Source organism: Orbaceae bacterium lpD02, assembly GCA_036251875.1.
Classification (GTDB): domain Bacteria; phylum Pseudomonadota; class Gammaproteobacteria; order Enterobacterales; family Orbaceae; genus Orbus; species Orbus sturtevantii.
On record CP133960.1, the window covers coordinates 2,384,917 to 2,409,112 of the forward strand.

A 24,196-nucleotide genomic window follows, 5' to 3' on the forward strand; every position below is an offset into this window, starting at 1 on the left:
TCAATGAAAAATTTGGCTTGAGTCTATATTGATGGATGGTATGTTTATTTGCTGAGGATTGGTAGCGGTTTAGGTTACTGATGGGAAGTAGATAGTTTATATAGTCTAAGAGAAAACGAGTTATGTCTGGCGGCAATGTTGCGGTGGTCCCACCTGATCCATGCCGAACTCAGAAGTGAAACGCCGTGAAGCCGATGGTAGTGTGGGGGTTACCCCATGTGAGAGTAGGTCACCGCCAGACTTTTAATGTTAAAAAAATAAATAGCAATATTTATTTAGGATATATTTCCTACCTTATTCGGTGGAGCGGTAGTTCAGTTGGTTAGAATACCTGCCTGTCACGCAGGGGGTCGCGGGTTCGAGCCCCGTCCGTTCCGCCAATCTTTATTTAGGGGCGTAGTTCAATTGGTAGAGCACCGGTCTCCAAAACCGGGTGTTGGGAGTTCGAGCCTCTCCGCCCCTGCCAATATCCCTTAATAGTATTATTTTTAACCAATCAAACTATAAAACAATCCTAAATCAAAAATTTCTGTTTACAGAAATCTGCACTTAACTATAATCCGCAAATCGTTATATTAAATTTAGTTATAAGGGATCAAAAATGGCTGAAAGCTTTTTTTCACAACAACGTTTCTTCGATAATAAAAATTATCCTAGAGGTTTTTCTCGCCACGGTGATTTTACGATTAAAGAGTCGCTACTTTTGGAAAAATACGGTACTGCATTTAAAGAATTAGATAATGAGATTCGTAAGCCATCAACTGCTGAAGAAAAATCATTTGTTTCTGTTTGCCGTGGCAAAAAAGAAGCATCTAATGAATATGAGAAAATTTGGTTAAAGTACCTTAATTGTGTTAATAAAGCTAAGAAATTTCACACATTGTCTGGCGGGAAACCGCAAGTAGATGTTACTGATGATTTTATTGATAACGATGATTAACGGTTAACCTATATTTTTATGCAGTTGTATTAGTAATTTATCCATGGAACGATAACTTAATGCTTCGGTCAAATGTTTTCGTTCTATGTCAGCCTTTCCCTCCAAATCAGCTATTGTTCTGGCTACTTTTAGTATTCTATGCCATGCCCTTATTGATAATCCTAATTTTATGAGAGCTTGTTCTAGAAATATGTGATCTTCCTTACTTAACTCACAATATTTACTTATTTCTTGTGGAGAAAGAGCACTATTAATTTTACCTCCTCGCTTAATTTGCTTATCTCTTGCTATCATTACTCGTTTTTTCACCTCAGTGCTTGTTTCACCTTGAGTCTCATTATGCATTAAGGTTCCTTTCGGCAGCAAAGGAACTTCAATAGAAAGGTCGAATCTATCTAAAAATGGTCCGGATAAACGGTTAAGGTATCGGATCGTTTGTTGTGGAGTGGTCCGATTATGTATACCTTGATAATGTCCAGTAGGACTTGGATTCATTGCCGCAATTAACTGAACTTTTGCTGGAAAACTAATTTTAGCATTAGCTCTAGAAATAATGATTTCTCCTGATTCAAGAGGTTCTCTAAGTGCATCTAGTACTTTACGATTAAATTCAGGCAACTCGTCTAAAAAAAGAATGCCATTATGTGCAAGTGATATTTCGCCAGGCCTAGGAATTGAACCACCTCCAACTAATGCCGCGCAAGATGCGCTATGGTGTGGGGCTCTAAACGGACGTTTTCGCCAATTAGTCATAAGACTATATTGATTAGATAGACTTGCTATTGCTGATGTTTCTAATGATTCTTGGTCATTCAAGTGTGGCAGTAAATCAACTAATCTACTTGCTAACATTGTTTTCCCAGTTCCAGGAGGACCTATTAATAATAGATTATGTCCACCACTTGCGGCTATTTCTAACGCTCGTTTTGCATGATGCTGACCGATAACATCTTGTAAATCATTTGTACATAATTCATTTTCTAAAGGAATAAGGTAGTCAACGCCTGGTAATGTTGACTCTTCCGAAAAATGTTGGTAGAGCTCGACTAAGTTATTGCAAACTAACGTATTACTATGATTTATTAAGGCAATTTCAGTGCTATTTTCTGTTGATAGTATTAAAATTCTTGAATTATTTTGCGCTGAAATTGCAGCTGGAATGGCTCCTTTTATTGCTCTTATTTCGCCGGAGAGTGATAATTCGCCCAAAAACTCATATTGATGAAGAGTATCTGTTTTGATTTGTTCTGTAGCAGCTAATATCGCAATTGCAATAGGTAAGTCAAAACGGCTACCTTCTTTAGGTAAATCAGCAGGAGAAAGGTTGATAGTGATCTTTTTAGATGGAAAACTAAAACCACTATTAATTAAAGCGCTTCTGACTCGATCTTTTGCCTCTTTTACCGAGGTCTCCGGTAATCCTACTAATGTAAAACTTGGCATACCGTTACTAATATGCACTTCTACATCAATTTTTGGTGCTTGTATTCCAATGCAAGCCCGAGTATAAATAGTAAAAAGAGACATATAGATTAAAATTAAATTTTCTTGGTTTTAGAATAGAAACAATTTATAGGAAAATTTACTTTATATTTCTTTAATTATGTTTTGTTAGATATAGCTCTCATTTAGGCATTTTATTTTTGTGCTAAATAAAAACAGTGCTGATTGCGATCACGTAATAGTTAGCCAATATATATTTTTCCTATCTTTGATAATAATGATGAGAACATAAATAGTGCAGCGTTGACAATAACAACCGATGGACCTGTTGGTGTATCATAATAAGCGGAAAATATAAGTCCCCCTACTACTGAAATAATTCCAAATAAAATGGCTAACAGTGCCATTTTTTCAGGTGTCTTAGCGTAAAATCGTGCTGTTGCTGCAGGTATAATAAGTAAAGATGTAATAATCAAAGCACCGACAAACTTCATCGATAAACCAATTGTTAGTGCTAATATTAATGTTAATATTAATTTAGTCTTAACAACGTTAATCCCATAACTAAATGCCAGTTCTTCATTTATTGTGACGAAAAGAAATTTGTTCCAATAACAGAGCAAAATGATAGCAACAACAGCAATACCGCTAATAATAAAATATACATCAGTAAATGTAATAGATAATAAGTCGCCAAATAGATACCCCATTAAATCAACTCGAATATTTTTCATTAAGCTAATTACGATAACACCAAGTGATAAAGAACTATGGGCTAAAATACCTAATAGGGTATCAATAGCTAGTTTTTGTTGGGACTCGAGATAGACAAGGGCAATAGCTAAGAAGATTGTTAAAAATATGACCGCATAAAAGGGATTGATATTTAATAAAAAACCAAAAGCAATACCTAATAAGGCGGCATGTGATAAAGTGTCACCAAAATAAGACATTTTACGCCAAACGACAAATGAGCCAAGTGGGCCGGTAATAAAAGATAATGCTATCCCAACAATTAAAGGCGGTAACAATAATTCAAGCATTATAGGTCTCTCCAAATTTTGGTAAATTAATTCGACCTTGGTAATGGTGTTGGTGAGAGTGTTGATAAATATGGTGATGTTTATATATTGCGAGTTGATTTGCCGCACTACGTCCGAATAAGGCAATAAATTCAGGATCATTCGATACAAGTGCAGGACTACCAACGCAGCAAATATGTCTATTTAGACAAATAACTTCATCTGTTTTAGCCATAACAAGATGTAAATCGTGTGATACCATCAGCACGGCACAATTAAATTCATTTTTGGCATTTGCTATTAAATTGTATAGCGAGATCTGACCATTCACATCAACCCCTTGAGTTGGTTCATCTAAAATTAATAACTCAGGTTTTTTGATTAATGCTTGGGCTAAAAGTACTCGTTGCATCTCCCCGCCAGATAATTGATGCATTGTTTTATTAATTAAATTTGAGCCATTAACTCGATGTAGTATATTTTCAATATCGTTATGATTAATCTTTTTATTTAATTGAATAAATCGCTTAACTGTGAGCGGAAGAGTTGAGTCTAATTTTAATTTTTGCGGGACATAGCCAATAGTGAGATTTGGTTTCCTCGTTATTGTTCCTTTAGTTGGTCGCAATAAACCTAATACTAGCTTAACTAATGTTGATTTGCCTGCACCATTTGGGCCTAATAACGTAATAATTTTTCCCATTTCAATGGAGAATGAAATGTTCTCAAGTACTTTTTGATGATTAAATTCAACTGCAATATTTTTAATAGAAACGAGCGATTGCATGATATTTTAAAGTTCTTGTGTTAATTATTGTTACATTATAACATAACCTTTATTTTTTACATAAGGTATTATATATGTTCAAATACAATTTCATAAAAAAAATTATTTTATTTTTATTTATCATTCCCTTGCCTATCAGTTTAGTGCAGGCTAAGGTTATTACTTCCGTTAAGCCATTAGGTTTTATTACAGCAGCCATTGCTAATGGTGTTACTGATACTGAAATTTTATTACCTGATGGTGCATCACCTCATACTTATTCATTAAAGCCATCAGATCTAGCCAAAATAAAATCAGCGGATCTTATTATTTGGATTGGTGATGACATGGAAGTTTTTCTGCCTAGTTTTTTAAAAAGTATTGAGAAGACAAAACAATTGGAATTAACTGATAATCCTAATATTGTAGCCCTACTTCGTGCAGGGCACTCTAATGAAGAAGATAGTGATGTTCATGCTCATTCTAGCCATGAACACCATCATGGGCAATTTGATATGCATATTTGGTTATCGCCTAAAATTGCAGAGATCGCCGCTCAGATTATTCATGATAAATTAGCTATCATTTATCCTGATAAATTAGATTTATTAGATCAAAATTTAAATAAATTTATCAATAAGTTGAAAGAAACAGAACAAATTATTGCAAAAAAACTAAATAACGTACAAAATAGGGGGTATTTTGTTTTTCATGATGGTTATGGATATTTTGAAACAGAGTTTAATCTAAATCATCTCGGAAGTTTTACCATCAATCCTGCTATTCAGCCAGGGGTAAAAAAAATCTATGAAATTCAACGTGAATTAAGCCATAAAAATGCAGTTTGTTTATTTAGAGAGCCTCAATTTAGTCCAGCAATTATTAATAAGCTAGTTGACGGTACCAATATAAATGTCGGTGAGATTGATCCACTTGGTATGGATATTGAGCTATCTGAAGATGCATACTGTAAATTTTTATTAAAAATAACACAACAATTTCTAAGTTGTTTAGAATAGGCTAAAATTTTTTAATGAGAAAAAGGTTATTTTGAGTGCAGCAGACTGATCCATCTACTATTGCGGGTAATGGAATTAAAATCCCTCACATTCCAGCAGTAGGTGCTTTAATTCTTACTATTTTATTTTTTGTATTGTGGCGCCCCCTCAATCCAGATCGTACAATATATATTCCGCTTACTGAACAAGTACAAACAACGGTGCTTGAAAATGAGCATTTACCTGCCGTTGTAGGTAATGCATCAATTGAGATTGTTGATGGCAGAAAATCTCTACAGTCTCAAGTAATTGAATCGTTGGATCAACCGAAACCAGAAGATGATGTCGTTAAAGATGAGATTGATAATGCAATTGCGCAGGATGGTAATCTGGTCCAATACACAGTGGGGCGCGGTGACTCTCTGTACGGTATTATGGCTCAATACGGCGTCAATCGGGCTGATATCTATTTGTTAACCAAAGAATATAAGCAGCTAGCTAATTTGCGTATTGGCCAACAGATCAGTTGGACAACGGATCGTGAGCATAATCTAAAAACCTTTAACTGGATTATCTCTAACAATAATATTCGAATCTATGAACGTAATGGGGATGATTTTACTGAGCGAACAGAAACTCGCGAAGGTATTTGGCAACCATTTAGCATTAGCGGTAATATTGATTCGAATTTTGTGATTGATGCAAAGAATTCTGGACTAACAAGTAGTGAAATTGCAACAATTACCAAGGCGCTACAATGGCAACTTGATTTCAGGCGTTTAAAAAAAGGCGATAAATTTTCGGTACTACTGTCTAGAGAGATGCTAGATAATATTCATGAAAATAGCCAATTATTAGCCGTTAGAATCCAAAATGGTAGTAAAGACTATTACGCCATTCTTGCCGAAGATGGTGCTTACTATGATATCAACGGTGATAGCCTATCTCAAAGTTTCTTACGTTATCCGTTAGACAAGCAAGCTCGTATCTCTTCGCCTTTTAACCCAAGACGACTACACCCAGTCACAAAAAAAATAGCACCTCATAATGGTGTCGATTTTGCCGTTTCACGAGGAACACCAGTCTTATCTGTCGGGGAAGGGGAGGTTGTTATTGCTAAATATAGTGGATCCGCAGGTAATTTTATAGCTATTCGTCATGGTCGACAATACACCACCAAATATATGCATTTAGATAAGATTTTGGTTAAACCAGGCCAGCAAGTTAAAAAAGGTGATAAAATTGGCTTATCAGGCAATACGGGTCGATCGACAGGCCCTCATTTACATTATGAACTACATATTAATGGTCAAGTGGTTAATCCATTAACCGCGAATTTACCTGTATCATCAGGATTGACGGGCAAATCTAAGACGACATTTTTAGAACAGCTCAAAGATATTAAACCTAAGCTAGCATTTTCAGTAACGCAAAAAAGCTAGATACGACTAGTCCAGCATAATTGGAACTGGTTGATGTAGCGTGATCTCAGTAGTTGAAATATTAGTGTTATAACACAATATTTCAACTCCACTTTTTACTGCATCTTTTAATAATTGACCATATAGAGGATCAATGTGTGTTGCGGGTGAAAAATATTTGATACCAGAATGAAGTACTAAAAAAAATATCACTGCTCTCTTACCTTCGCTGACCATTAGTTTTAATTCACGTAAATGTTTCTGCCCACGCGCGGTCACCGCATCAGGAAAATAGCCAAACTGATTGCTGCTATCAAATAATGTTGTCGACTTTACTTCGACATAACACATATTGCTTTGGTTGTTTTGTAATAGCAAATCTATGCGACTATTTTCAGTGCCATATTTGACTTCAGAAAGTAGTTGCTCATATGGTATGAATTCTTTAATTTGTTGTCGAAAAAATGCTTCTTTTACAATCAGATTGGCTTTGCTAGTGTTTACACAAATGTGGTCGTTATCTTTAGTGTATGTTAGTTCCCAACTATAAGGCAATTTTCGCTTAGGATTTGTTGATCTTGAATACCATACTGTATCACCCGCTGTTGCGCAACCAGTCATCGCGCCAGTATTGGCACAATGGATTGTGATAATTTTATTATTAGGTAATAAGACATCCGCCAAGAAGCGTTTATAACGTCTGATCAATGTTCCAGATTGGAGCGGTGATTGAAAAAACATACCAATACTCAAAATGCTAATAATTTGTGCTATTATACACCACTAGACAGAGTTGTGTATGGAATGAAATAGTATTGGCTAAGAACGCTAAACAAACAAAAAATAAAATAAAGAAAGTTAGTTTGAGAAAACGATTGTGTTTTTTATTACTAAAAATTTTTTTTGTAATCATTGCAATAACCGTCGTGTATTGTATTTACTTAGATCAACAAATTCGAGAGCGCATTGATGGTAATGTTTGGGAACTTCCGGCTGCCGTTTATGGGCAAATTATTGAATTGGAGCCTGGTGAGAATATAAGTAAAGATGAAATATCATCGATTCTTAACGGCGTGCAATATCGACAGGTTTTAGTCGCGACAAGACCTGGTGAGTTTGTTGTGAATAGTGATAATATTGAAATATATAGAAGACCATTTAATTTTCCAGATGCTCAAGAGCCTGCCTTTCGAGCCAAAATAACATTTAATCAACATCGTATTTATCAAATAACCAATATTGAAACGGGGCGAAATTTTGGATTGCTACGTATTGACCCCAAATTAATTACGATGATTCACTCACCAAACAATGAACAACGCCTATTTGTGCCATTAAAAGACTTTCCCGATTCATTGATACAAACGTTAATCGCAACAGAAGATAAACGCTTCTATCAACATGATGGCATTAGTGTTTATTCTATTCTCCGAGCTATTTATTCTAATTTAATTTCAGGCCGTACAGTACAAGGTGGCAGTACTTTGACCCAACAATTGGTTAAAAATTTATTTTTAACCAACGAGCGATCGTATTTACGTAAAATTCGTGAAGCCTACATGGCAATTATTTTAGACTCCCGCTATAGCAAGGAACGAATTCTCGAGCTCTATCTCAACGAGGTTTATTTAGGTCAAAATGCAGATCAGGAGATTCATGGTTTTCCATTAGCAAGTCTATATTATTTTGGTCGGCCAGTTAATGAGCTAACTCTTGATCAGCAAGCATTATTAGTTGGAATGGTCAAAGGTGCTTCAGTTTATAACCCGTGGACGAGACCTAATAACACGTTAGAGAGGCGCAATATTGTACTAAAGCTTATAAAAGAGCAGGGAATTATTGATGATGAACTATACGAGTTACTAATACAACGCCCATTATCGGTATTACCTAAAGGAGGGGTCATCTCTCCTCAGCCTGCTTTTATGCAACTCGTTAGACAAGCATTGAGAGAACAGCTCGGAGAGCAAGCGAATTATTTATCAGGTATGAAGATTTTTACGACTTTTGATCCCGTGACACAAAATGCAGCAGAAAACGCGGTCATAGAGGAAATAGAGCGTTTAAAAGGATTAACTAAAAAAACTGATTTGCAAGCTGCAGTGACGATTATCGATAGAAAAACGGGAGAAGTTAGAGCATTAATTGGTAGCGCAGAACCCCACTATGCTGGCTTTAATCGCGCTTTATATGGGCGGCGGCCAATTGGCTCGCTAGCTAAACCTCCTACCTATTTAACTGCCTTAAGCCAGCCAGAGCGCTACCAGCTTAATACATGGCTTGATGATAAACCACTAACAATTAAAATGGACAGTCGAACGGTTTGGCAACCTCAAAACTTTGATAAACAATACCGAAATAGAGTGATGCTAGTTGATGCATTAGCCAAATCTCTCAATATTCCATCGGTTAATTTAGGTATGGAGGTAGGGCTTAAGGCGACAGAAAAAACATTGCTATCTCTAAGTGTGCCTAAAGGGGAAATCAAATCATTACCTTCACGGTTTTTAGGCACACTCGAGTTGACACCACTAGAAACCGCACAGATGTATCAAATAATCGGTAATACAGGCAAAAAATCGACATTGAGTGCTTTGAGATATGTGCTATCAGATAAGAGCCAACTAATTTATCAAAGCTACCCTAATTCACAACAAATTGTCTCCGCTCAAGCAAGTTATTTAACAACATTTGCGATGCAACAGGTTGTCAATTATGGTACGGCAAGGGCATTAAATCATCGCTATGATAATGCTCATCTCGCGGCCAAAACTGGGACAACTAACGATTTAAAAGATAGCTGGTTTGTCGGAATCGATGGTAAAGATGTGACTGTCATTTGGGTTGGTCTTGATGATCATAAGCCGATGTCACTTACTGGCTCATCTGGTGCACTAAAGATTTACCAAATGTATTTGTCACAATATGCCCCCCAACCATTAGTTCAGACTAAACCATCAAATATTAGTATGGTTGAAATTGATGCCCAAGGGAATTGGCTATGTAATGGCATTGGCGTGAGAGCTTTGCCTGCATGGACAGTTGATAAAGCCTTACTTTGCGCAGGATTTAACCAAGTGCCTCGAGAGCAAACAAAAGAGAATGATGCCCCAAATTGGTTAAAAGAGATGTTTAGTTTGGATTAATATTTTTTATTGTAATATCTATTATGACGAAAAATTAATGATTACTAGCAAGCAATTTTATTCGTTGAATTATATTATATAGCCCTAACTGCCTTGATTGGCTTAATTCGTCAATAATTTTGAACGCTTTAAGCTCAAATAAAAAATCTGTTTGCGCTATTTGTTCAGCAGTTTTATTATTAGCCAAAATAATAATTATTGCTAATAAACCTTTGACAATACGACCTTCGCTATCACCCGTAAATGTTAGTATTTGCTTACTATTTTTTTTGTAAGTGAGCCAAACTTTATTTTCACACCCTTCAATTTGGTTGCTAATAATGCGCTGTTCTTCAGGGAAATTTGGTAGTACTTTCGCTAATTGAATGATGTGACGATAACGATCTTGCCAGTTAGAAAGCTGATCAAAAATTATCCTCAGCTCGGTTGAATTTAATTCCATATTATCACTCAAATGTTTATTTTAAAATCTGTACCGCAGCATGTAATGCATTAACTAATCTATCAGCATCATCATGGCTATTATAAGGCATAAATGAGGCTCTAAGTACCCCCTTACAGTTTAAGGCTTGGATTAGTGGTTTTGCACACAATTCGCCACTGCGAATGGCAATATTTTGTTCAGCGAGTAAAATCGCGAGGTCATCATGATAGATTGTATCTGACGAAAATGTTAATAATGAGCTATTTTCAACACTATGAATTGTTATTTCAGGTAGTGAATTTAACTTCGATTTGGCATAATCGACTAAATTGCATGTGTATATTTCAGCACTTACCCAATCAAATGAGCTCAGCCAAGTTAGTGTTGCATAAAAACCAATAACCGCTGCAATATTTGCTGTGCCAGCTTCAAATTTGTAAGGTAAGGGGGCCGCTTTAAAATCATTAAATGAGGTGGTTTGTAACATTTTTCCGCCTCCTTGCCAACAATCCATTTTAGTCAGCAAGTTTGATTTACCATACAAAATACCGAGACCCGTAGGTCCATATAATTTATGGGTAGAAAAAGCATAAAAATCAATATCAAGCTTTTGCACATCAAGACGATGATGCGCAATCCCTTGTGCGCCATCAACGACAATGATGGCATTATTCAGGTGAGCAAGTTTACTTATTGCTGCAATATCTGGTTGCTGTCCTGTTACATTGGACATTTGGGTTACTGTAATAAGGCGCGTTTTGTCAGTGATGAGTGATGACAAACGATCTACTGATAATTGCCCATCAGCTTCAATTGGCCATTTAATTACTTTCGCGCCAATTTGTTTGCTGACTTGTAACCAAGGAATTAAATTACTGTGGTGCTCAAGCTCACTGACAATAATTTCATCCTCCGCTTTTAAGAGAGCTTTGGCATAACTCTGAGCAACTAAATTGATCGATTCTGTTGCACCTTTCGTCCATATAATCTCGTGGCTATCTTTGGCATTGATTAATTGGCGGGTAAGGGTTCTCGCTTGCTCAAATTGTTCGGTTAATGCGATCGACTGTGAGTGCTTACTTCTTAAAATTGTTGCGGTGCTATTGGTGTAATAATTGCTTGTCGCATCAATCATCGGTTTTGGTTTTAGCGATGTTGATGCTGAATCAAGATAGGTGTTATCTGATTTTAGTGCAGGGAACTGGGCTTTAAATGTAGCAAAATTAAATTCCATTATGTTAGTTCAAGCCCTGCGATACCATTCCAATAGCCATTACAATCGCGACTATTGATGGTCGTTAATGGTGCCTTGCCTTGTTGATTGGCTTTAAATTGTTTAACTACATCAAGTGTTTCTAGGCCTAAAGGAGATATGCGAACAATATCGACTAACCCATTCATCTCATTGAGGTTATTACCTAAGTTGTAGCAGTAACCACTTTGAGTCTGGATACCATTAAGGACAAATACCTTTTGCTGCTCTTGTGAAAATACTTCACGGCCGACTGGGTATTTTATGCAACATGTTTCACACTTATCTTTAGGCTTATCTTCTGAGCGCGCAGTAAAGCAACGCGCTGAATATGCTAGAGGTAAATAGCCGTAACTAAATACTTCGACTTCAAATTTTCGTTCAATTTTGAGCTCATCAAATTGAGTTAATACATTAACTAGCCAATCTTTCGATAACTCAACTGGCATACACCAACGAATCATGCCCTGTTTTTGCAATAGTTTTAAAGTATAAGCATTGTAACAATTTATGGCAGGTCCAACCACAAAAGGTAGATGGTACTCTTGCGCTAAATTAATTGCGGCAAGGTCATTTGCTTCAACCAAAAAATCGCCATTATTAACTAATTGGCGCATTTCATTTATTTCAGAAGGTGCTTCAAGTAGCGCAAGAGTTGACAGTATGACTTGCTTTCCTGACTTTGCGACTTCTTTGGCTAAAGCTAGCCAGTCCGCAACTTTCATTTCGCGTCGTTTTGTACAGACGGTTTCTCCCATATAAATAATATCTGCATCACTTTGCGTGGCTGCCTGATAAAATTTTTCAGTTTCAGTTTTAGGCCAATAATACAACATGGGACCTAGGGCATATTTCATAGCATATTCCTAAACTTGCTCAGATTTTATGATGGATAAATTACTGCCATTTACGGTGGTAAGCACCAAGCGTGGTTTGACTTCCTTCCGATACAGATCCCAACGTATCCATCCACTGTTTTTGGGCTTGGTAAGCGTTAGGGTTTGCAAGGTAGCTATCAATAGCTTGTCGCCAAACCTTTGTTACTTGTGCTACGTAAGCAGGGCTACGCTGCCGTCCTTCAATTTTTACTGATGCTATATTGGCGGCAAATAACTCAGGTAATAATTCTAATGTATTTAAACTTGTTGGCTCTTCGATTGGATGATAGAGTGTGTTATCAACAAAATAGCGGCCTTTACATAACGTCGGGTAGCCCGCATTTTCGCCTTTTTTATGACAATCGATAAGTACATTATTTAGTCTTGACTCAAGCCCTTTTTCTGTTTCTTCCCAACGAACAAATTTTGCTGGAGAGCATGCTCCAACCGTATTCGGTGATTCACCTGTTAAATATGACGATAGATAACATCGCCCTTCAGCCATAATACATAAACTACCAAAGGCAAAGACTTCGAGCGGGATAGGTGAAACTTGAGAAAGTTGTTTGACCTGATGCATCGATAATACTCGAGGTAATACAATTCGATGAGGCTTAAAGTTGTTATGATAAAATTTAATAGACTCTATATTTGTTGATGATGCTTGCACCGATACATGGCGTTCGATGTGAGAATATTTTTCAGCAGCATAATCAAGCATAGCGAGATCGGCAATAATTAATGCATCAGCACCAATCTTAGCCGCCATGTCGACTGCATTTTGCCAGCGAACGAAGTTATCGGGATGAGCAAAAGTATTAATAGCAATATGCAGTTTTTTACCTTTGCTATGAACATAGTCAGCAGCTTCATATAAACGCTGTTCATTAAAGTTAAGTCCGGCAAAGTGGCGGGCATTAGTATCGTCTTTTAGGCCGATATAGACTGCATCAGCACCATTATCAATAGCTGTTTTTAAGGCTGGTAGCGAGCCAGCAGGGCATAATAATTCCATAATTTTTTACCTAAAAAATATTACGCAACTATTATGCAGTAAATTATAAACCATTGCGAATATTAAATGATCTAGCTATTGCAGAGATAAAAATAATCTATTGAAAAAAATTTGCGACACATCTCGTTAAATATACCAAAGCTTATGACAAATAGGTTGGACAACGATAAGTTAATAATAAACTTTATTTAATGGTTAATATTTCAATGGCTAAATCAAAAGTAACATTAACAAAAATAGCTCAGCACGCTGGGGTCTCAATAACATCTGTATCAAGGGTCGTTCACTCCCCTCATTTAACTTCTCGGCATACACAAGAACGCGTTAACCAATCAATCGAAGCATTAGGCTTTAATGCTTCGATATTAAAACCATATAGCCCGCTTAGCCTGAGTAAAAAAATACTTATTATTGATAATCAATTGATTACGGATAGTTTAATTAATAAGGGAATTGAGTCTAAAGCGAAGGTGCTTGGATATAAGCTGCTCTATTTGCGGTTTTTTTATTTTAGTGAGCAAGAGATTCAGCAAATTATTAGCTATACTATAGATTACCACGTTGATGGTATTTTAATTATTAATGATGCGCCTTACCTACGGATTTTACAACAGTACCAACATGCTTTACCGCCGATTGTGTTTGTTAATCATTTCTCGCTAGCCTTCTCTTGTGTCTATTTTGACCATTTATCAAACGCTTACCAAGCAACAAAGTATTTAATCGATCAGGGGCATAAGCGAATAGCGATATTGCTTGGTGATATTGAGAAAGAGGAAACACGTTATCTTAAAAAGGGATATGAACAAGCTTTGACGCGAGCTAATATTATGATATCGCAAGATTATATCTCTCATCATTGCTTTAATTATTCGACCAGTTATAAGACCGTGAAAAAACTAATGGCATTAGCTTTTCCACCTACTGCTATTATTTGTAGTGACCACATCAATCTCAGTTATGTCGATCGCGAAAAATTTTTATTTGATGATAAATTTGATCAAGGAATTTCAGCAGAAAGTGCCATTTGTGGAGTGATTGATCAATGCCTTGCAATGAACATTGATATTCCTGCGCATTTATCATTGTTACAGTTTATTCATCATAAAGGGCACAAGCAATATCGCCCATTAAACCATATTTGTTCGATGTATCGGCCCTTATTTGATATGGGGGAAAAGGCGATAATGCAACTGATATCTTTATTTACTTGTCCTTATCGTGAAAGGCGCAGCTCAATTATTGATGTTGAATTAGTGACCAGGCACTCTACCAGTAGCAATAATAAAATTTGAACCTACTAACGGTGATTATTATGGAATCAATAAACTAGGACCGATAGTTTTTCTACTTTGTATTATTTTATGTGCTGTAGCGGCATCTTTTAGGGCGAATTTTTGTTGCTCTCGAATAGTAATATCGATAGCCCCTTTTGCGACATAGCTAAAGAACTCATTAGCGGCGATGTTGAGCTCTGTTTTATTGGTAATATAACTTGCCAATGACGGCCTCGTCACATACAAACTGCCTTTTTGGTTTAAAATAGCCAAATTAACATCCGTTACCGGTCCTGATGAATTACCAAAACTAACCATCAATCCACGACGCTTTAAGCAATCGAGTGACTTAATCCACATATTTTTACCAATAGAATCATATACCACATTAACCTTCTGTTGTTTGGTTAATGCTAGAACCCGTTCTACCACATTTTCAACATTATAGTTGATCCCTTGCCACGCGCCATTTTTTTTAGCGATAGATATTTTTTCATCAGATCCGGCTGTCGCGATCATTTTTGCTCCAATAATCTTCGACCATTGACAAGCAATTGAGCCCACACCGCCAGCTGCGGCATGAAATAGAAATATTTCATTTTGCTTAAGTGGATAAGTTTGTGTTAATAAATAATAAACGGTAAGTCCTTTGAGCATAGAGGCGGCAGCCTGTTCAAATGTTACTTCGTCTGGCAACTTAACGAGTATATTCTCATTCACTAAATGGTATTGAGAATAAGCGCCTAATGATGCTTGAGCATAAGCAACGCGATCGCCAACTTTAAAATCTGTTACGTTATCGCCGATATGAGTTACAATTCCAGCCGCTTCACTGCCAAGCCCTGATGGTAAGGTTTTTACGGGATAGAGCCCACTTCGAATATAGGTATCAATATAATTAATACCGATGGCTTTATTTTCGACGACGACCTCATCGCTTTTCGGTTCATCGACGTCAAAATCTAAATATTCTAAAACATCACTATCACCATAGCGTGAAAAAGCTATTCGTTTCGGCATAAGCTAACCCTCTTTAATTGATGTGACTTTACTCGTTATGATACCTGCCATAATTTTTGTCGTAATAATATCGCCTGGTTTTATGTGGTTAATTGATTGAATGACTTGATTTTTACTATTATTTGTAACTGAATATCCACGCTCAAGCGTCGCAAGTGGACTTATGGTATTAAGCTGTGACGCCTGAATAGCGAGTTGATGCTTCGCCTGGGTAAAATGTTGTTTAGCTAATGTCGCGATTTGTTGCTGTTTTTGTATGATGACTTGGCGATAAAATTGAATTTTACCTTCCGGAGAGAGTCGATAGAGTTTATTTATTATTTGATTTAATTTACTACTTTGAGCAAATAAAAGTTGTTCTATTGCGGCGTTTAATGAGCGACTGTGTGCTAATAAGCTCGTTTGTTGTTTTGCCAGCTTGACCTGAGGATGCTGTGTTTGTAACTGATGGCGTAATTTTTGCAGTTTATCTCGTCTTTTTAACATAAAATTATCGACAGCCATAAACATTTGTTGCTCAATCATTTTAAGATCTTTGATTTGTTCTTGCATATCACGGCTAACAATTTCAGCCGCTGCGGATGGCGTTGCGGCGCGCAGGTCAGCAACAAAATCAGCGATAGTAAAGTCAATCTCATGACCAACCGCACTCACTATCGGCAACTTACTATTAAAGATTGCTCTAGCAACTATTTCTTCGTTAAATGGCCAGAGATCTTCAAGTGATCCACCGCCTCGTCCAACAATTAAAACATCACATTCATTACGTATATTTGCTAGTTCAATCATCTTTGTGATTTTTTCTGCAGCTAGCTCTCCTTGTACTAAGGTTGGGTAAATAATAATTTTTAGATTAGGTTCACGGCGTTTTAATACTTGGCAAATATCGTGTAGTGCAGCCCCTGTCGAAGAAGTAATAATTCCAATGCAGTTAATATTTTTCGGAATCACTTTTTTATAACAGCTATCAAATAATCCCTCTTCTTGTAATTTCTTTTTTAACTGATCAAATTTTTGTTGTAAAAGTCCTGCGCCAGCAAGCTGTAGTTTATCAATAACAAGTTGGTATTCTCCTCTTGCTTCATAAAGCGTAACCGATGCGCTAACAAGGACTTGCTGTCCATCTTTAGGAATAAAGCCAGTTTTAATATTACTGTTTCTAAACATTGCACAGCGTACTTGCGCTTTATCATCTTTAAGGGTGAAATACCAGTGACCGGATGTGGGTTTAGAAAAATTAGAAATTTCTCCTACCAACCAAATTTGCCCAATACCATCAGCCAGCAGATCTTTGACCATCTGGTTTAAATCTTTTACCGAAAGAATAGCGTTATTTTCTAGCATTGCTCCTCCAATTTAATGGCTATATTTTTATAGCTCAAATTCAGCCCAAATTGGTGCATGATCTGATGGCTTATCCATCGCTCTTATGTCCAAATCAATACCCGTGGCAGAACAATTCGGTGCTAATAGCTGGCTCGCTAAAATTAAATCAATTCTTAGTCCAGTGTTAGTGTCAAAACCTCGTGAGCGATAATCAAACCAAGAAAACATTGATTTAGCTGGGTGCTCTTGACGATAAGTATCGACAAAACCTAAAGAGATAACTTTATTCATCCACTCTCTTTCTTCTGGTAAAAATGAACATTTTCCCGTCCTTAACCAACGCTTAATACTGTCGGGAGCTAATCCTATGTCTAAATCAGTATGACTAATATTCATATCACCCATAATAATCGTTAGTTGCTGATTAAGCTTTTCCTCTTGAATATAATGAATTAAGTCTTGGTAGAATTTTTGTTTAGCTGGGAATTTTATCTGATTATCTCGGCTATCTCCCTGGGGAAAATAACCATTAATAATGGTAACAGGCCCTTTATCACTTGCTAGCTTAGCGGTAATTAGTCGACATTGTGCATCAGCTAGATCAGTTGGAAAACCACAGCTAACCGATAAAGGCTTCTGTTTCGTTAATAAGGCAACACCATAATGGCCTTTTTGTCCATGATAATTTAAATAATAACCTAAATGTTCTAGCTCTGTGATAGGAAACTGATCATTATGGACTTTTGTTTCTTGTAAGCCAATTACATCCGGCTGATGTTTATTTATAATCGCCTCAAGCTGATGGATCCTAGCCCTTAGACTATTAATGTTAAATGAGATAACCTTCATAAAATAAAATTCAATTTGTTTAAAGTTGTACATTATCGTACCAAAAATCCGCTATACTGTTAAGTGTATTCAAAACTAACCCTGAATTGAGGAATATATGGAGTTGCAAATTTACGTTAAGTTTCTGGTCGGTCTATTTGCAATAGTCAATCCAGTCGGTTTATTGCCCGTCTTCATTAGTTTAACGGATAATCTTGATAGCGAATCACGTAATCAAACCAACCGTACCGCAAATATCGCTGTTGCAATAATCTTAATTATTTCTTTGTTAGCTGGAAGCATTGTGCTAGATATTTTTAGTATCTCAATAAATTCTTTTAGGATAGCAGGGGGCTTATTAGTGGTTATGATCGGTATGACGATGATTAACGGTAAGCTGGGTGAAAATAAACAAAATAAAGAAGAGCTTAGTGAGTCAATTACTAAAAGTAGCGTTGCTTTAATACCATTAGCGCTACCATTAATGGGAGGGCCCGGAGCGATTACATCCATGATAGTGTGGAGTACAAATTATCCTTCATTTAGTAACTTAGTTGGTTTTATTATCTGTATTTTAGTTTTTTGTAGCTGCTGTTGGTTACTGTTCCGTTCCGCACCTTTTATTACTCGTGCGTTAGGAAGAACGGGGTTGAATGTTGTTACGCGTATTATGGGCTTATTGTTAATGGCGCTAGGGGTTGAGATTATGATTGGTGGCATTCGAAACATTTTCCCTGGCTTATTATAATCTAGCTAGGATTGGTATTTAGACTTATTTCTAATATCATTATCCAATATTAAAAAATAAATAATTATAGTGTGAATTAGGGATGTTGAGGAGCGGTATGACAATGGAATTAGACGTATTGCGTGATAAGATTGATGAAGTCGATAAATCTATTTTATCACTAATAACGACACGTTTAGCGTTAGTTACTCAAGTTGGTGAAGTTAAGAGCCAATACGGTATTCCGATTTATGATCCTAAGCGAGAGAGTGACATGCTAGCAAAACGAAGGCATGATGCTGAACTTGCTGGGGTTTCGCCTAATCTGATTGAAGATATCTTACGCCGTTTAATGCGTGAATCTTATAATAGTGAAAATGCTAAAGGCTTCAAAAAAATTTATACAGGGCAAGGTTCTATTGTTATCATTGGTGGAAATGGTCAGATGGGACGGTTGTTTAGTCGGCTATTTCTACTATCCGGTTATGATGTTAAAACGCTAGGTTCAAAAACAATGCATCAAGCAGCTGACGTTATTGCTAATGCTGCGGCAGTTATTGTGACCGTTCCCATCAATAAGACCGTCGATCTTATCCGACAGCTTCCCCCTTTACCTAAAGAGTGTATTCTCACTGATTTTACCTCAATTAAGCAGCAGCCTCTACAAGCGATGTTAAATCAGCATAATGGTCCTGTTGTTGGCTTACATCCTATGTTTGGTCCTGATGTGCCTAATTTAGCTAAGCAAATTATTGTATATTGTGATGGGCGTGAAAGTGAAAAATACCAATGGCTAATTGAGCAAATGAAAATATGGGGAGCTAATTTATTCCCTATCGCAGCGAGCGAGCATGATAAATGTATGTCATTTATTCAAGCTCTCCGCCACTTTACCTCATTTACTTATGGAGTAAATTTACAAAAAGAGCACGCTAATCTAGAACAGTTAGTTGCACTTTCATCGCCTATTTATCGTCTAGAGCTGATGATGGTTGGGCGCTTATTTGCTCAAGATGCTCAGCTTTATGCGGACATTATAATGTCATCAACTGATAATATTGAATTAATTAAACGTTACTATGAATGTTTTGGACAAATGATTCGTTTGTTAGAACAAGGCGATAAAGCAGGGTTTATTGATGAGTTTCAGCAAGTCACCTGGTGGTTTGGCGAATATGCTCAGCGGTTTATTAAAGAGAGCCAAACACTATTAAAATTAGCTAATGATAATCGAGTATAATGCCATAGCAATGAATATCTTTTAACTTTATTTTATATAGCTTGATTCAATAATCCTATTTTTTGCTATGCAATAGAGAATACTCGTTAGTCGCACGTTAAAGTATTCAGGTTTTCATTATAAAATAATCGCTGATTTTTTTATAATGGTGTCACGTAGCTCTACTAAGAAAAAATCATAAGTGCTCGTTTTGATAATTATCTCTTATTGCATTATAAATATTTATTTATATTCTTTAAATTAATGAGGATAATTATTTTTTTGTTAACTAAGTCACATTTTTAATAAAATTAAATCAATTTTTGATAATGCCATCATATAATTTATTTTCTTTTATTTAGATACTTGATAAATATGCTATTTTCCAGTTGATACTCAACAATAAATGGAGGGGTAATGTTATCATCGTGGTTGACTCATCAAACAATTAATATCGTTGATTCTGTCGATAATTGGAAACAGGCCGTCCGTCTTAGCGCAATCCCTTTACTTGAAAGCGATATTATCTCACCTAATTATATCCAAGCTATTTACCAAATGCATGAAAAAATAGGCCCTTATTATGTTTTAGCGCCAGGTATTGCAATGCCACATGCCAGACCAGAAGAAGGCGTGAATAAACTCGGTTTATCGATGCTATTAGTTAAAAATGGAGTGAGTTTTCATTCTGAAGATAATGATCCCGTTTATCTTATAACTGTACTTGCAGCTCCTGATAATAATAGTCATTTGCAAATGTTAACGGAGCTGGCTGAACTATTTTCTGCATCAGGCGATATGCAAGCAATTTTTCAAGCCGATAGTATTGAACAAATCTTATCTATCATTAATAAGTACTAATATTAACCTAACTATTTAATATGCTTTGGCATATATCAACTCATTAATTTGCAACAACTTTAAGGGTAAGTAATATGAAAATTATGGCGGTGTGTGGATCGGGTTTAGGTAGCAGCTTTATGGTTGAGCTTAATATCAAAAAGGTACTTAAAAAAATAAATAAAGAGGCTGATGTAAGTCACGCCGATTTAGCATCCGCAACCCCGGATGCGGCCGACCTATTTATTATGACCAAAGATCTCGCTGCGAGTTCAGGTATTCCAGAAGATAAATTAATTGTATTAAATAATATTATTGATATCAGCGATCTTGAAACCAAGCTCGTTGCCTATTTTGATAATCATTAACTTTGTCGGTTCTAGGAGATCGCTATGCTTCAAGAGATAATTAAATTTATTGTCGATATTTTGAAAGTACCCGCAGTGCTAGTCGGTCTTATTGCCATGGTGGGGCTAATTGCTCAAAGAAAACCATTAGCTGATACGATTAAAGGAACAATAAAAACGATTCTTGGATTTTTAGTTTTGGGCGGAGGTGCCGGCGTAGTGGTTAGTTCTATCACACCATTAGGTGATATGTTTGAAGAAGCTTTCCAACTGCAAGGTATTATCCCTAATAATGAAGCTATTGTTTCTATGGCATTGAACGAATATGGAACCGCAACGGCATTAATCATGGCATTTGGCATGGTGGCTAATATCGTATTTGCAAGGTTTACTCGTTTAAAATATATTTTTCTGACCGGTCATCATACCTTTTATATGGCGTGTATGATTGGTATTATTTTAACTGTTGCAGGATTTAGTGGTTGGCAGCTTATATTTACAGGCGCTTTAACGCTTGGTTTGGTTATGGCTCTTTTCCCTGCCATCGCCCAACCGCAAATGCGTAAAATTATAGGTTCAGACGATGTGGCATTTGGTCATTTTGGTACGTTAGGTTATGTTCTTTCTGGATGGATTGGTGGACTAGTAGGTAAAAATTCACCTTCGACGGAACAAATGAACTTGCCTAAAAATTTAAGTTTTCTGCGCGATAGCTCAATCTCAATCTCACTAACCATGATGATCATTTATTTAATTCTCGCTATCTTTGCCGGCCCTAATTATGTCGAAAACTATTTAAGTAGCGGCAATAATTATCTAGTTTATGCAATTATTCAAGCTATTACTTTTGCTGCGGGCGTATTTATTATTCTTCAAGGTGTGCGTTTAATTTTATCCGAAATTGTTCCTGCTTTTACCGGTTTTTCTGAAAAATTAGTGCCTAATGCAAAGCCGGCACTTGATTGTCCTGTTGTTTTTCCTTATGCCCCCAATGCCGTACTCGTTGGTTTTCTATTTAGCTTTGTCGGTGGTTTGGTTGGTTTATTTGTTTTAGGCAAATTAAATTCAGTGCTTATTCTCCCTGGCGTTGTTCCTCACTTTTTCTGCGGCGCGACGGCGGGTGTTTTTGGTAATGCGATGGGGGGGCGTCGAGGAGCGATGTTTGGTGCATTTGCCAATGGGTTATTAATTACTTTTCTACCTGTCTTATTACTGCCTGTGCTAGGTTCGCTAGGTTTTACCAATACGACTTTCTCTGATACCGATTTTTGTGGTGTCGGCATTATTCTCGGTAATATGGCGCGATTTTTTAATAAAGAGATCATTATGGCGATCATGGTTGGGATTTTCGCGTTATTAGTTATTTATAACTATGCAGTTAAGCCTAAAAATCTAGCTAATAAGGAGGATGATAAATGAGTGAGATAATAGCCAAAATAGATGAACTAGCTAGGCAAATCCGTATCGCGACTTTAAAGCAGCTTAATCACCTTGGATTTGGTCATTATGGTGGCTCTATGTCTGTCGTAGAGACATTAGCTGTCTTGTATGGTGGAGTTATGAAATATAATTCGCACGATCCTCAATGGGTAGAGCGAGATTATTTTGTGATGTCAAAAGGGCATGCTGGGCCTGCTCTTTATAGTACTCTCGCTCTGAAAGGTTTTTTCCCTAAAGAGGATTTAATGACGTTAAACCAAAATGGTACAAAGTTGCCAAGTCATCCAGATAGATTGAGAACTAAAGGTGTTGATGCTACAACAGGATCATTAGGACAAGGCATTTCAATCGCTTCTGGGATCGCGCTAGCGCATAAATTATCAAATAGAGATAATCGCGTCTTTTGTGTTGTTGGCGATGGTGAGTTAAATGAAGGGCAATGCTGGGAAGCATTTCAATTTATTGCTCACCATAATTTGAATAATTTAGTTGTTTTTGTCGATTATAATAAAAAACAATTAGATGGAACATTAGATGAAATCATTATGCCATTCAATCTGAATGACAAGTTTAAAGCATTTGGTTTCGATGCTATAACGGTTAAAGGTGATGATACCAAAGCAATTTATAATGCAGTTAAAACGGTTCGTAAACATGATGAAAGACCTTTAGTCGTAGTGCTTGATAGCATAAAAGGGCAGGGCGTTGCGTACTTAGAAAATATGCAAAGTAATCACCATCTTCGCTTGACGCCTGAGGCTAAAATTGAGTTGGAAAAAGCGATTACCCTGCTGGAGGGCAAATAATGTTTATTGTTGAAAATGACCCAATAGAAATGCGCAAAGTATACTCTACATTTATGAATGAGTTTATTGCAAAAGATGACAAAATCATAGGATTAGAAGCTGATTTAATGAGCTCAATGTCTATGGACAGTGTGCATGAAAATCACCCAAATCGGGTTATTAACTGTGGGATTATGGAAGCCAATATTATAGGTCTCGCAGCGGGTCTATCGATTGCGGGGAAAATTCCTTTTTTTCACACGTTTACCGCCTTTGCGAGTCGTCGATGTTTCGATCAACTATTTATGTCAATTGATTATCAAAAAAATAACGTAAAAGTTATTGCTTCAGACGCCGGAATCACGGCGGGACATAATGGTGGAACGCATATGTCATTTGAAGATATGGGTATTGTTCGAGGACTGGCACATGCAACAGTGTTGGAAGTGACTGATGCCACCATGTTTAGAGCTATTTTGGAGCAATTAGTTGAGTTAAAGGGATTTTATTGGGTTAGAACCATGCGCAAGAATGCGGTAAAAATATACCAAAGCGATGAACATTTTTCGATCGGTAAAGCGAAGATTTTACGAGAAGGTAAAGATATCACATTGATTGCTAACGGAATTATGGTTGCAGAGGCCATGGTCGCCGCCGATAGGCTAGCCGCGCAAGGTATTGATGCGTCAGTGATAGATATGTTTACACTCAAACCTATTGATCGGGGAACAATTGTTAAGTATGCAAAATTAACCGGCAAAATAGTGACGTGCGAAAACCATAATATTCATAACGGATTGGGATCTGCTGTGGCAGAAGTTTTGGTTGAAGAATACCCTGTACCTATGCGTTTTATCGGTGTCAAAGATCGTTATGGTCAAGTCGGCACGCTGGATTTCTTAAAGCAAGAGTATCAACTAACTGCCGATGATATTATTAACGCGGTAAAATCATTTTTTTAAATTGCTTAATCTATAATGCCATTACCTTTTTAAAGTAATGGCGTTTTCTTTAGTTTTAAACTTTTTCTTATCTACTACTTTGTAAGTAATCCTTTTAGGGAAGTTACTTTTTATAGCTGG

The 24,196-nt window shown here is 36.6% G+C and carries 23 protein-coding genes, 2 tRNA genes and 1 rRNA gene; 15 read left to right on the top strand and 11 right to left on the bottom strand.

What is annotated here, in order from left to right; all coding sequences use genetic code 11:
• Positions 1-125: 125 nt before the first annotated feature.
• From rrf to RHO12_10535, 4 genes are all read left to right on the top strand, one after another.
• Positions 126-241 (top strand): 5S ribosomal RNA (gene rrf, locus RHO12_10520).
• A gap of 62 nt (positions 242-303) precedes the next feature.
• Positions 304-380 (top strand) — tRNA-Asp (locus RHO12_10525).
• Between the two features lie 10 nt (positions 381-390).
• Positions 391-466, top strand: a tRNA-Trp gene (locus tag RHO12_10530).
• A 135-nt stretch (positions 467-601) separates the two neighbouring features.
• Positions 602-940: a DUF413 domain-containing protein gene (locus RHO12_10535; protein ID WVD65789.1), complete on the top strand. Its 339-nt coding sequence runs from the start codon at positions 602-604 to the stop codon at positions 938-940.
• Between the two features lie 3 nt (positions 941-943).
• Here the strand turns inward: RHO12_10535 and RHO12_10540 are convergent, their stop codons facing one another.
• From RHO12_10540 to znuC, 3 genes are all read right to left on the bottom strand, one after another.
• A complete protein-coding gene (locus RHO12_10540) occupies positions 944-2,467 on the bottom strand; it encodes a YifB family Mg chelatase-like AAA ATPase (protein WVD65790.1) in 1,524 nt (507 codons plus the stop codon).
• Between the two features lie 158 nt (positions 2,468-2,625).
• Complete coding sequence (gene znuB / locus RHO12_10545; protein WVD65791.1) at positions 2,626-3,426, bottom strand: zinc ABC transporter permease subunit ZnuB; 801 nt, start codon at positions 3,424-3,426, stop codon at positions 2,626-2,628.
• Positions 3,419-4,192, bottom strand: coding sequence for a zinc ABC transporter ATP-binding protein ZnuC (znuC, locus tag RHO12_10550; protein WVD65792.1), 774 nt, complete (start codon positions 4,190-4,192; stop codon positions 3,419-3,421). Before znuC ends, znuB begins: the two co-directional genes overlap by 8 nt.
• A gap of 74 nt (positions 4,193-4,266) precedes the next feature.
• Here znuC and znuA point away from each other — a divergent pair, with 74 nt between their 5' ends.
• Together znuA and mepM are read left to right on the top strand one after the other, a co-directional pair.
• On the top strand, positions 4,267-5,190 hold the full coding sequence (znuA, locus tag RHO12_10555; protein WVD65793.1) for a zinc ABC transporter substrate-binding protein ZnuA: 924 nt from the start codon (positions 4,267-4,269) through the stop codon (positions 5,188-5,190).
• A gap of 35 nt (positions 5,191-5,225) precedes the next feature.
• A complete protein-coding gene (gene mepM, locus RHO12_10560; protein ID WVD65794.1) occupies positions 5,226-6,611 on the top strand; it encodes a murein DD-endopeptidase MepM in 1,386 nt (461 codons plus the stop codon).
• Between the two features lie 6 nt (positions 6,612-6,617).
• Here mepM and sfsA read toward each other — a convergent pair whose 3' ends face one another.
• Positions 6,618-7,331 carry a DNA/RNA nuclease SfsA gene (gene sfsA / locus RHO12_10565; protein WVD65795.1) on the bottom strand — a complete coding sequence of 238 codons (714 nt, stop codon included), beginning with the start codon at positions 7,329-7,331 and terminating at the stop codon, positions 6,618-6,620.
• Positions 7,332-7,453: 122 nt separating this feature from the next.
• On the opposite strand from sfsA, the gene mrcB reads away from it, so the two are divergent.
• A complete protein-coding gene (mrcB, locus tag RHO12_10570; protein ID WVD65796.1) occupies positions 7,454-9,736 on the top strand; it encodes a bifunctional glycosyl transferase/transpeptidase in 2,283 nt (760 codons plus the stop codon).
• A 34-nt stretch (positions 9,737-9,770) separates the two neighbouring features.
• On the opposite strand, the gene RHO12_10575 is transcribed toward mrcB, so the two are convergent.
• The 4 genes from RHO12_10575 to RHO12_10590 are packed head-to-tail and all read right to left on the bottom strand — an operon-like array spanning position 9,771 to position 13,305.
• Positions 9,771-10,178 carry a SufE family protein gene (locus tag RHO12_10575; GenBank protein WVD65797.1) on the bottom strand — a complete coding sequence of 136 codons (408 nt, stop codon included), beginning with the start codon at positions 10,176-10,178 and terminating at the stop codon, positions 9,771-9,773.
• Positions 10,179-10,194: 16 nt separating this feature from the next.
• Positions 10,195-11,394 (bottom strand): cysteine desulfurase CsdA, encoded by a 1,200-nt coding sequence (gene csdA, locus RHO12_10580; GenBank protein WVD65798.1) that lies wholly within the window; start codon positions 11,392-11,394, stop codon positions 10,195-10,197.
• Positions 11,394-12,269 (bottom strand): U32 family peptidase, encoded by an 876-nt coding sequence (locus RHO12_10585; GenBank protein ID WVD65799.1) that lies wholly within the window; start codon positions 12,267-12,269, stop codon positions 11,394-11,396. Before RHO12_10585 ends, csdA begins: the two co-directional genes overlap by 1 nt.
• 40 nt (positions 12,270-12,309) lie before the next feature.
• A complete protein-coding gene (locus tag RHO12_10590) occupies positions 12,310-13,305 on the bottom strand; it encodes a peptidase U32 family protein (protein ID WVD65800.1) in 996 nt (331 codons plus the stop codon).
• A 206-nt stretch (positions 13,306-13,511) separates the two neighbouring features.
• On the opposite strand from RHO12_10590, the gene RHO12_10595 reads away from it, so the two are divergent.
• Positions 13,512-14,600, top strand: coding sequence for a LacI family DNA-binding transcriptional regulator (locus RHO12_10595; GenBank protein ID WVD65801.1), 1,089 nt, complete (start codon positions 13,512-13,514; stop codon positions 14,598-14,600).
• 18 nt (positions 14,601-14,618) lie between these two features.
• Here the strand turns inward: RHO12_10595 and RHO12_10600 are convergent, their stop codons facing one another.
• The 3 genes from RHO12_10600 to xthA are packed head-to-tail and all read right to left on the bottom strand — an operon-like array spanning position 14,619 to position 17,810.
• Positions 14,619-15,602: an NADPH:quinone reductase gene (locus RHO12_10600; protein ID WVD65802.1), complete on the bottom strand. Its 984-nt coding sequence runs from the start codon at positions 15,600-15,602 to the stop codon at positions 14,619-14,621.
• 3 nt (positions 15,603-15,605) lie between these two features.
• Positions 15,606-16,946, bottom strand: a complete 1,341-nt coding sequence (gene xseA / locus RHO12_10605) for an exodeoxyribonuclease VII large subunit (GenBank protein WVD65803.1) — start codon at positions 16,944-16,946, stop codon at positions 15,606-15,608.
• Between the two features lie 27 nt (positions 16,947-16,973).
• Positions 16,974-17,810, bottom strand: a complete 837-nt coding sequence (xthA, locus tag RHO12_10610) for an exodeoxyribonuclease III (protein WVD65804.1) — start codon at positions 17,808-17,810, stop codon at positions 16,974-16,976.
• 64 nt (positions 17,811-17,874) lie between these two features.
• On the opposite strand from xthA, the gene RHO12_10615 reads away from it, so the two are divergent.
• The 7 genes from RHO12_10615 (at position 17,875) to RHO12_10645 (ending at position 24,076) form a co-directional block, all read left to right on the top strand.
• A complete protein-coding gene (locus RHO12_10615) occupies positions 17,875-18,504 on the top strand; it encodes a YchE family NAAT transporter (GenBank protein ID WVD65805.1) in 630 nt (209 codons plus the stop codon).
• 97 nt (positions 18,505-18,601) lie between these two features.
• Positions 18,602-19,723, top strand: a complete 1,122-nt coding sequence (gene tyrA, locus RHO12_10620; protein WVD65806.1) for a bifunctional chorismate mutase/prephenate dehydrogenase — start codon at positions 18,602-18,604, stop codon at positions 19,721-19,723.
• A 396-nt stretch (positions 19,724-20,119) separates the two neighbouring features.
• The gene (locus tag RHO12_10625; protein ID WVD65807.1) at positions 20,120-20,563 is read left to right on the top strand and encodes a PTS sugar transporter subunit IIA; all 444 of its coding nucleotides are present in this window, start codon (positions 20,120-20,122) and stop codon (positions 20,561-20,563) included.
• Between the two features lie 74 nt (positions 20,564-20,637).
• Positions 20,638-20,910: a PTS sugar transporter subunit IIB gene (locus RHO12_10630; GenBank protein ID WVD65808.1), complete on the top strand. Its 273-nt coding sequence runs from the start codon at positions 20,638-20,640 to the stop codon at positions 20,908-20,910.
• A gap of 24 nt (positions 20,911-20,934) precedes the next feature.
• A complete protein-coding gene (locus RHO12_10635) occupies positions 20,935-22,308 on the top strand; it encodes a PTS ascorbate transporter subunit IIC (GenBank protein ID WVD65809.1) in 1,374 nt (457 codons plus the stop codon).
• Positions 22,305-23,135: a transketolase gene (locus RHO12_10640; protein WVD65810.1), complete on the top strand. Its 831-nt coding sequence runs from the start codon at positions 22,305-22,307 to the stop codon at positions 23,133-23,135. The genes RHO12_10635 and RHO12_10640 overlap by 4 nt, the downstream gene beginning before the upstream one ends.
• Positions 23,135-24,076, top strand: coding sequence for a transketolase family protein (locus RHO12_10645; protein WVD65811.1), 942 nt, complete (start codon positions 23,135-23,137; stop codon positions 24,074-24,076). The genes RHO12_10640 and RHO12_10645 overlap by 1 nt, the downstream gene beginning before the upstream one ends.
• Positions 24,077-24,196 lie beyond the last annotated feature (120 nt).